The following is an 8,737-nucleotide window of genomic DNA, read 5'->3' on the forward strand; positions in this document are numbered from 1 at the left end:
TTATTTAAATTATCTTTTTTCAATACTCCCATCAGGATAATAAGCTATTCTTCCTTGATTTTTATCATGGACAGGATCATCCTTTTCCCAAGGCCATCCACCAAATTCTGTTTCTTGATAATCTTCTATAGCTTCTTGGATTTCTTCCCTTGTATTCATAACGAAAGGTCCGTATTGAGCTACTGGTTCTAATATTGGCTCCCCTTCTAAAATAAGAATATACGACTCTTTATCTTCATTCACAATTTCAATTTCATCGTTTCCCGAAAGTTTTACTCTATTTGAAGGTTTAATATTATAACCATCAACATTAATATTACCTTCTCCTTGATAAAAATAAAGATTTCTTATCAATGATTCTGATACAGCATCTAAGGATATAGACGAATTAGGTTCCATATGAATTAAGTATATTCCTACATTATTATTTCTATCTTTAGCCCAAGAATTATTACACGGTTCTAAACTCTTTATTCCTTTCATATTTCCAGCAATTACTTTTACCGTAGCCTTTTTACCTTCTTTATCTACAGCTTCTAATAATGGAATATCTTCATCCCACATCATTTTGTAATCCGGATTTACGAATTTATCTTTTTTAGGTAAGTTAACCCATATTTGAAATAACTCCGCTGGATTTTCCTTATCTTCATTTATAAGGGGAAACATCTCTGAATGTTGACATCCAGCCCCTGTAGTAAGCCATTGAACATCGCCCTTAGCATAACGTCCATGAGCACCCTTAGAGTCAAAATGATCTACTACTCCATCTAAAACTATCGTTACTGTTTCAAAACCTCTATGAGGATGTACTGGAAATCCTGGTACATTGTCTCCATGATACATGCTAAAACCATCTTTTCTTGAAAAGTCATTATGAATGTCTCTCCCTTCCAAAGATACTGCTACTCCTTGATCTTTATTTCCTCTTGGATAAAAATCTTTGTGATGTGCACAAAATAAAAATGGGTTCTCTACTTGCCATTGAAAATCTATTGCTTGTATTCCTATAATTTTATTATTCATATTAATTTTTATATTCTTAGTAAGATTCTACATTTGAAATTAATATCACAATTTATCTCTTAATTAAAATAAATTCTTCCTACTAAGACATCCTCCTCTTCATATATTCTCTATTTTATTATTTCTAATTTCTATATTATCTCTATTAGTACTTCTTCTATCAAGATAGTTAATTTTTCAATCATATATTAAAATTACTCGTATATTTCCAATTCCCACTTATCTTGATTTCAAGATAATTATACATCTTATATATCTCGAATTCAAGATATATTAATAAAATTAATAAAATTTTATATTTTAATATATTAAATACTTTTTTACATAATCTAAATATATTATTATGTTTATAAAAAAATACAACAGCTAAAATTAACATCTTAACTGTTGTACATTTTCAAACTCTATATTTACTTATTAATTATATTTTAATAAATTTATTCACCAAGTTTATACTGTTTACTCATATAAACCATAGGTTTTATTTATATCTTGAGTGTAGATAATTCCTTTTCCAGGTTCATCTATTTTCATTTCCTCTTTAATTGAAGCAACAATTTTATCTGTATCTTCTGTCTTAGATAAAATTATGACAATTTCTTTTTCAGGTTCAATTTCCATAGCAAAAAGCTTACTAGTCTCATGCACTCCGGCCCCTCTAGCGTTTATTATAGTTCCGCCTTTAGACCCTGCCTTGGTAGCAGCATCAATCACATCTTCTGCCCTACCTTTATCAACAATTACTGTTATAGCTTGATACATAATATTATCTACACCTCTTTCTTCACTGTTACTAATTTTACAATTTCTTGTTCCTAATATATTTGAAATTGAAGTAGTAAATGCTATACCATGATTTGGTTTTTCAAATTTAAATTCTTCATTTAATTTCTCTAAAGCTTTATATGCTTTATCTACTTCACCTACCATTAATACTATTTCTTTTCTTACATCTGTCAGACCAAAAAAACTTAGAACTTTATTATTTACTGTACCTCTGCATAAAGTTATAGTACCTCCAAAAATACCTTCTTGCTTAGCTTTGTGTATAATTTTACTTCCTAATCCAAAGTTTACTATAACACAAACAAGTTCAATATTTTTGCACTCACAATTATCCAATGTCACTTTCGATTCCTCCTTTTTTAGATTTTATTTTAAAAATAAAACCTAATACTTGTAAAGCAATTATAGGGGTCATTGCAACCATTGCAATCATTCCAAATCCATCTACTAGAACATTTGCTCCTTCAATTGCTTCTGCTGCTCCTTGAGCAAATGCTAATATAAATGTTGCTGTCATTGGTCCTGATGCAACTCCTCCTGAATCAAAAGCTATCCCAACAAATAGCTTCGGAACAAAATAAGTCATTGCTATAGAAATTATATACCCTGGTAGTAAATAATGCCATAGCTTTATTTCAGGAATCACAATTCTAAGCATTGATAATCCAACAGCTATCCCAACTCCTACTGATAGAGTAATCATAACAATATTTCTTTTTACATATCCACTTGTAACATCTTCAATTTGTTGAGTCAATACGTGTACAGCTGGTTCTGCTAATATAGTTACAAAACCTAATGCAAATCCTACTATAATAACATATGCTTTACTGTCTAAAGAAGCTATTTTATATCCTAATGCTGTTCCTAAATCCATAAATCCAGCATTTACACCAACTAGGAATATAACTAATCCTACAAAGGTAAATAGTATTCCAAATAAAACTTTTTTAACTGACCTTTTTGAAAGCTTGAAAGAAACCTTTTGAAATATAAGAAAAATTAATACTATTGGTAAAAGTGCAATGAATATCTCTTTAGATACTGTAGGTATCTTTTCTATAAATGGTGCAATTATCAAATCAGATGAATTAGTATTAATATCTAAACTTCCTGATATCTTGTCCATCCTTGATATTATACTCATAATCATGACAGCTATTATTGCTCCTGAAGAAGCTATTGCAACCAATCCAAAACTATCTTTTTCTGAAGACTTACTATCCTTTTTAAGAGTTGAAACCCCCATAGCAAGGGCTAATATAAATGGCACCGTAAGAGCTCCTGTTGTCGCCCCTGATGCATCAAAAGATATTGCTAAAAACTCTGGTGATGTGAATAAAGCAAGTATTAAAATAAATCCGTATAATACTGATAATATCTTGTATAAAGGGATATTATATACTATTCTAGCAAGTCCTAAAGCTAACATGATTGCTATTCCAATAGATACAATAACTAATATAAGCCCTTTTCCTATAAGCCCTGATGTAACCATTTCTACCTGTGCTGCTAAAATATGCAAATCCGGTTCTGCAATAGATATGACAAATCCTAAAACTAATCCAGCAATAATAACTATTAATATTTTATTTGATTTTGCCATTTTTGATCCCATAATATTACCAATCGGAGTTATACCAATATCTACTCCAACTAAGAATATTGAAAGTCCTATAATTATTGCTAGAGATCCTATAAGGAATCTTATAATTAAGGGGGTCTCAAGAGGTGTTAATGTAAAGTTTAATATAAGTACTATAACTGTAATTGGAATAACAGAGTATAAAACCTCCTTAAGTTTTGAAACTATTAAATTCAAATAAATACCATTCCTTTCTATAATAAACTATATTTTATAACATTATTTAAATTATTATTAATTATATATACTAGTTAATAATAATATTTCTATTTTATGTTAAATTCATTTTATATATCTATTTTATCATATTTTTTCTAAATAAATTGTTAAATATTAATGTACAATTAATAAATCTAAATTTTGTAAATGTTTTCTTTAATATTATAGCAATGTAACTCTTAATTATTTATCTTTAGTCACAGCTTTTTTAAATGTAATTGATAAATATTTTCATCAAATAATATCTCCATGATAAAAGCAACCTTAAATTAATATAATTTAAGATTGCTTTTAATTGTAAATTTTTATTTATTTTATATTGCTATTTATTATATTAACAAAATTTCGCATTTTAATATAATATATATTGTAATCAATTTTAGGAGTGTAATATGTTTTCTTTAAATAGGAAATTAGAACCAAACTTAAAAGCTTGTATAATTTCAAAGCCCTATAGTAATTATAGGATTCTAATTAAATATAAAAGATTTCAAGATAGCATACTAAAAAAAATAACTTCTTACAAAGGTGAAGTTATATGTCATATAGAACACTGTAAGATAATTTCCGCTAGTTTAAACTATAAGGGTATACAAAGGCTCTTAGAATATCCTGAAGTTGAATATATTTGCTTTGATGAATACTTATTTTTATGTGGTATTAGCGTTAATACTGCAAACAAAGTTAGATTACCTAATAAAAATAAAAATAAAGGTAGAGGAATAGGAGTTGCTATAATAGATTCCGGAGTCTATCCTCATCAAGATTTAGTTACTCCATATAATAGAATTTCTTCATTTGTAGATTTAATTAATCACTTAGGACATCCATATGATGATAATGGTCATGGAACCTGTACAGCTGGAATTATTGCTGGTAATGGTAAAAAATCTAATGGTATGTATCGTGGAATAGCACCTGAAAGTAAGATTTATTCTTATAAAGCTTTTGATAAAACAGGAAAAGGATATTTTTCTGATATTTTATATGCAATGGAACTAATATCTAAAGAAAATGAAAAAAGTAATATTAAAATACTTTGTCTTCCTTTTGAATTATTAAGCTATAATATATTCTTGCAAAAACTTTTTGATTCAATGGTTTCATTAATAGTAAGTAAGAATATAACTTGTATAATTCCAAGTGGAAGTAATAAAAACTCAGATGGCTCAATTATAGGATTAGCCCTTTGTAATAATTGCATAACAGTCTCAGGATATGACTCTACTTCTAATATAAAACCTTATACTTATTCCTCAGCAGGATCATCAAGAAAAGATTCTAAACCAAATCTTTGTGCATCTTGTGTTGATATAGTTTCATTGAATTCTGATACAACATATATATCAGAAAGGGATGGAAATAACTTATATCCATCTAAATTAGATTTATCTTATAAAACTTTTAGTGGTACTTCTATAGCAGCCGCTTATGTTGCCGGAATTTGTGCCTTAATTTATGAAGATAATGAAAATCTAACTCCGAAGGATATAACTTCGTTATTAAAAGTATCTTGTGAGCCTTTAGATGATATTCCAAATAACTATCAAGGTGATGGAATAATTAATATTAAATCTATATTGAAATAAAAACTCAAGCTAAAACAAGCTTGAGTTTTTTATATAAATCTATTGAGCTATATAATCTGTCGGATCAACTGGTTCATTATCTACTCTTAATTCAAAGTGTAAATGCGGCCCTGTACTAAATCCAGTATTACCTACTGCTCCAATTACATCTCCTTTTTTAACCTTATCTCCAACTTTTACATAAAAATCGCTCAAATGCCCATAATATGTATTCATATCATCTTCATGCTCAATTATTATTAAGTTTCCATAACCCCCATCATTATATTGAGCATAAATAACTTTGCCATCCATAGCGGCAAATACATCATCACCTATATTGCCTGCAATATCTATTCCCTTATGAAATGAGTTCCACCTCTCACCATATCCAGAGGTCATGTAGCCCCCCCTAGTTGGATGCTTTAAAAAAGCTACTCCATAATCATAAGGATTCTTAGTTCCTCTATATATTTTTTTGCTTACTTGATCTTTTATGATCTCTTCTTTTACTATTTTAGTTTCTATAACTTCTCCACCTTCAGAAGTAATCTCTACAGTATTCTTTTTTATTCCATATGAACCCTCTTCTACCTTGCTCTCTCCTAAATATAACTCTTCAGTAGGAATTATAAGAGTAAATGGTTTTATATTATTAACTTCCTCTTTAAGATATTTTATTTTTATTTTAATTTTTTCTGAATCTTTTTTATGCAAGTTATAGATACTTTTTGCTAAATCTTCATTAGTTTGAAGAAGTTCTACATCGAATCTATCTTCTTTTAATGCTATATTACCCTCAATGTCAAAGGACTTAACCATATCATCTTCTATATTATTTTGAATTATATACTCTTGTAAAACTATTTCTTCTATATTATCTAAATTATTTTCTATAAAAGTATATCCTATTACATTCTCATCTAACATTACTTCATATCCATTAATCTTACCTGTTAATGCAACGATCAAGTTATCTAACATATTATCAGACATCTCATTTGATACAGAATAAAATTTATTATTTATGTCTGTATTTAAATTAGTATTAACGGATGCACTATATTTAGAATAATTGATATTTAAAATAATAATTATTGTAACCACTATTACGGATAGCTTATTTACTATATTTATAAGCTTTCCCGAATTTCCCTTTATATCCATAAGCACTCCCTTCTTTTATTATTAAGTTAACAAACACATTTATTAGTTTTTCCATATCTGCAAATAATATTCCTATTTATATTTTCTACTTTAGTTGAGGCAACTACCCCACTTTGTTATAATTAACTTAATGTATATTATTACTTTTAGAAAGGTAAATGTAAATATGAGCACTTTTATGTTTAAATCAAAGCCTTTAAAATTTACTCCTGTTAGTAATATATTTATTGAAAGATATATGCCTAAGGCTAGAGGAGAATTTGTTAAGGTCTATCTTATAATGCTTAAATATAATTTTACTGGCGAGCCTGGAGTTAATTCTACAGTTTTAGCTACATCCTTAAACCTTTTAGAATCAGATATAATTAATGCTCTTAACTATTGGAATGAAGAAGGTGTTATAAAGCTTGTACCAATAGATAAGATGGGCAACTTCAATATAGAATTTGTAGATTTATCTAATGATGGAAATGCAAATGTTGAAAAATTCAACTTAGTTGAAGAGCTAACTAATACATCAAATGGAGATATGTTAAAGGATATAGGAAGGCTTCTAGGCAGAACTCTATCCCCTACTGAAGTTGAAACCTATATAGGATGGAAAAAGGAATTTAATTTTTCTTATGAGCTAATACTATTATTAATTGAATACTGTGCTTCTAAAGGAAAAACTAACTTTAGATATATAGAAAAAGTTGCTATAGCATGGAATGAAATGAATATAAAAACAATTGATGACGCTCAAAACTATATAAAAAAAACTGAAGATAAATGGGGAACCTATAGAGAAATTCTAAAGTTCCTAGGAATTAGAAATGCTGATATTATGAAACCTCAAGAAGATATGCTAGAAAAATGGACTTCATCATATAACTATTCTTTAGATATAATCAAAAAAGCTTGTGATATTTGCTTCCAAAGGTTGAATAGAGCTGATTTTAAATATATTGATGGAATACTATCAAGTTGGAATAAAGATAACTTAAGAACTCTGCAAGATATCGAAAATAAGGAAGCTAGTTTCAAAAATTCATCTTCTAAGAAGGTTTATAATAATTCAAAGGCTAATAATAAGCCAAAATTAAGATTTGACAACTTTAAAGGCAGAGACTATGATTATGACGATTTAGAAAAGAAATTGTTAGGATGGGATACTGATGATTAAAGGATATGAAAAGGAATTAGCTTTAATTTATGAAAATATTAGAACAGAAGAACAAAAAAATTTAGTAAAAAGACGTAAGGTAATAGAAGAAAATCACCCAGAGATATTAGAACTAGATAATTCAATTCAAAAAAAATCTCTTGGACTTTCTTTATCAATATTAAAAGGTATTGATGAAGACACATTAAAAAAATATAGAGAAGAAATAACTGACTTAAGGGTAAGAAAAAGCGAAGCATTAGTTGAAAAAGGATATAGTTCAGATTACTTATCACTTCATTATAGATGTCCAAAATGTAAAGATGAAGGATACATTGGCTCTAAAAGATGTTCTTGCTATAAGAAAAAACTAGTTCAACTTTACTACAAAGATTCAGAATTAAGTGATTCTCTTTCAGTTAATAACTTCAAAAACTTTAATATAGCCTTATTCTCTCCTCATAAGCTAAGTGAAGCTGATAGATTCTCCCCTAGAAAAAATATTGAGAATATCCTAAGATATTTAAGAGAGGAATATATTCCAAACTTTAGTAATACAGATGATAATTTATTATTCTACGGAGATTCTGGTACAGGGAAGACTTTCCTAAGCTGCTGTGTAGCTAAAGAACTTTTAGATGACGGATTTTTAGTAGTTTATAGAACAGTCGATGAACTTATGGGGAACTTAAGAGAAATAAGGTTTGAAAATAATTCTGAATTAGAAGACTTACTTATAAATTGTGATCTATTAATTATAGATGATTTAGGTGCAGAGCAAATAACAGATTTCACTACAAGTGAATTTTTTAATTTATTAAATAAAAAATTACTTAGAAAAAAGAAAATGCTTATATCAACAAACTTAAATTTAGCTGATATAAGAGTAACTTACACTGAAAGAATTTCATCAAGACTTTTAGGAAGCTTTAAATTATATAAATTTTATACAGAAGATATACGAATTCAACTAAATTTAAAGAGAAGATAGAAAACTCCGTAAGGAGTTTTTTATTTTTCAAATTTTATTTTATACATTTTTATATAAAGTATTTATATCATTTATATTTTATTAAACAAAAAAAGCCTTAGATAAATCTAAAGCTTTTGGAGCTGGCAATAGGAATCGAACCTACAACCTGCTGATTACAAGTCAGCTGCTCTACCGTTGAGCCATGCCAG

General features: G+C 27.9%; 7 protein-coding genes. 3 read left to right on the forward strand and 4 right to left on the reverse strand.

The window, feature by feature from the left end; genetic code table 11:
- Positions 1 to 9: 9 nt before the first annotated feature.
- The 3 genes from ACQPUY_RS14275 to ACQPUY_RS14285 all read right to left on the reverse strand — a co-directional run bounded on the left by ACQPUY_RS14275 (position 10) and on the right by ACQPUY_RS14285 (position 3,634).
- Complete coding sequence (locus tag ACQPUY_RS14275; RefSeq protein ID WP_430842087.1) at positions 10 to 1,026, reverse strand: pirin family protein; 1,017 nt, start codon at positions 1,024 to 1,026, stop codon at positions 10 to 12.
- 459 nt (positions 1,027 to 1,485) lie between these two features.
- Positions 1,486 to 2,154, reverse strand: a complete 669-nt coding sequence (locus ACQPUY_RS14280) for a P-II family nitrogen regulator (protein ID WP_430842089.1) — start codon at positions 2,152 to 2,154, stop codon at positions 1,486 to 1,488.
- Positions 2,141 to 3,634 (reverse strand): DUF1538 domain-containing protein, encoded by a 1,494-nt coding sequence (locus tag ACQPUY_RS14285; protein WP_430842091.1) that lies wholly within the window; start codon positions 3,632 to 3,634, stop codon positions 2,141 to 2,143. The genes ACQPUY_RS14280 and ACQPUY_RS14285 overlap by 14 nt, the downstream gene beginning before the upstream one ends.
- 434 nt (positions 3,635 to 4,068) lie before the next feature.
- On the opposite strand from ACQPUY_RS14285, the gene ACQPUY_RS14290 reads away from it, so the two are divergent.
- Positions 4,069 to 5,265 (forward strand): S8 family serine peptidase, encoded by a 1,197-nt coding sequence (locus ACQPUY_RS14290; RefSeq protein WP_430842093.1) that lies wholly within the window; start codon positions 4,069 to 4,071, stop codon positions 5,263 to 5,265.
- 39 nt (positions 5,266 to 5,304) lie between these two features.
- On the opposite strand, the gene ACQPUY_RS14295 is transcribed toward ACQPUY_RS14290, so the two are convergent.
- Positions 5,305 to 6,411 carry a M23 family metallopeptidase gene (locus ACQPUY_RS14295; protein ID WP_430842095.1) on the reverse strand — a complete coding sequence of 369 codons (1,107 nt, stop codon included), beginning with the start codon at positions 6,409 to 6,411 and terminating at the stop codon, positions 5,305 to 5,307.
- 166 nt (positions 6,412 to 6,577) lie between these two features.
- Between ACQPUY_RS14295 and ACQPUY_RS14300 the strand changes: the two genes are divergently transcribed.
- Together ACQPUY_RS14300 and ACQPUY_RS14305 are read left to right on the forward strand one after the other, a co-directional pair.
- Positions 6,578 to 7,576: a DnaD domain protein gene (locus ACQPUY_RS14300; protein WP_430842117.1), complete on the forward strand. Its 999-nt coding sequence runs from the start codon at positions 6,578 to 6,580 to the stop codon at positions 7,574 to 7,576.
- Complete coding sequence (locus tag ACQPUY_RS14305) at positions 7,569 to 8,546, forward strand: ATP-binding protein (protein ID WP_430842097.1); 978 nt, start codon at positions 7,569 to 7,571, stop codon at positions 8,544 to 8,546. The genes ACQPUY_RS14300 and ACQPUY_RS14305 overlap by 8 nt, the downstream gene beginning before the upstream one ends.
- The last annotated feature ends 191 nt before the right edge of the window (positions 8,547 to 8,737 follow it).

It is taken from the genome of Clostridium nigeriense (assembly GCF_050585245.1).
GTDB classification, from domain to species: Bacteria; Bacillota; Clostridia; order Clostridiales; family Clostridiaceae; genus Clostridium; species Clostridium nigeriense_A.

Excerpts from the sequence above, each read along its gene's own strand:
- ACQPUY_RS14275 (WP_430842087.1), bottom strand. The coding sequence starts at position 1,026 with ATGAATAATAAAATTATAGGAATACAAGCAATAGATTTTCAATGGCAA.
- ACQPUY_RS14290 (WP_430842093.1), top strand. The coding sequence starts at position 4,069 with ATGTTTTCTTTAAATAGGAAATTAGAACCAAACTTAAAAGCTTGTATA.
- ACQPUY_RS14295 (WP_430842095.1), bottom strand. The coding sequence starts at position 6,411 with ATGGATATAAAGGGAAATTCGGGAAAGCTTATAAATATAGTAAATAAG.
- ACQPUY_RS14300 (WP_430842117.1), top strand. The coding sequence starts at position 6,578 with ATGAGCACTTTTATGTTTAAATCAAAGCCTTTAAAATTTACTCCTGTT.
- ACQPUY_RS14305 (WP_430842097.1), top strand. The coding sequence starts at position 7,569 with ATGATTAAAGGATATGAAAAGGAATTAGCTTTAATTTATGAAAATATT.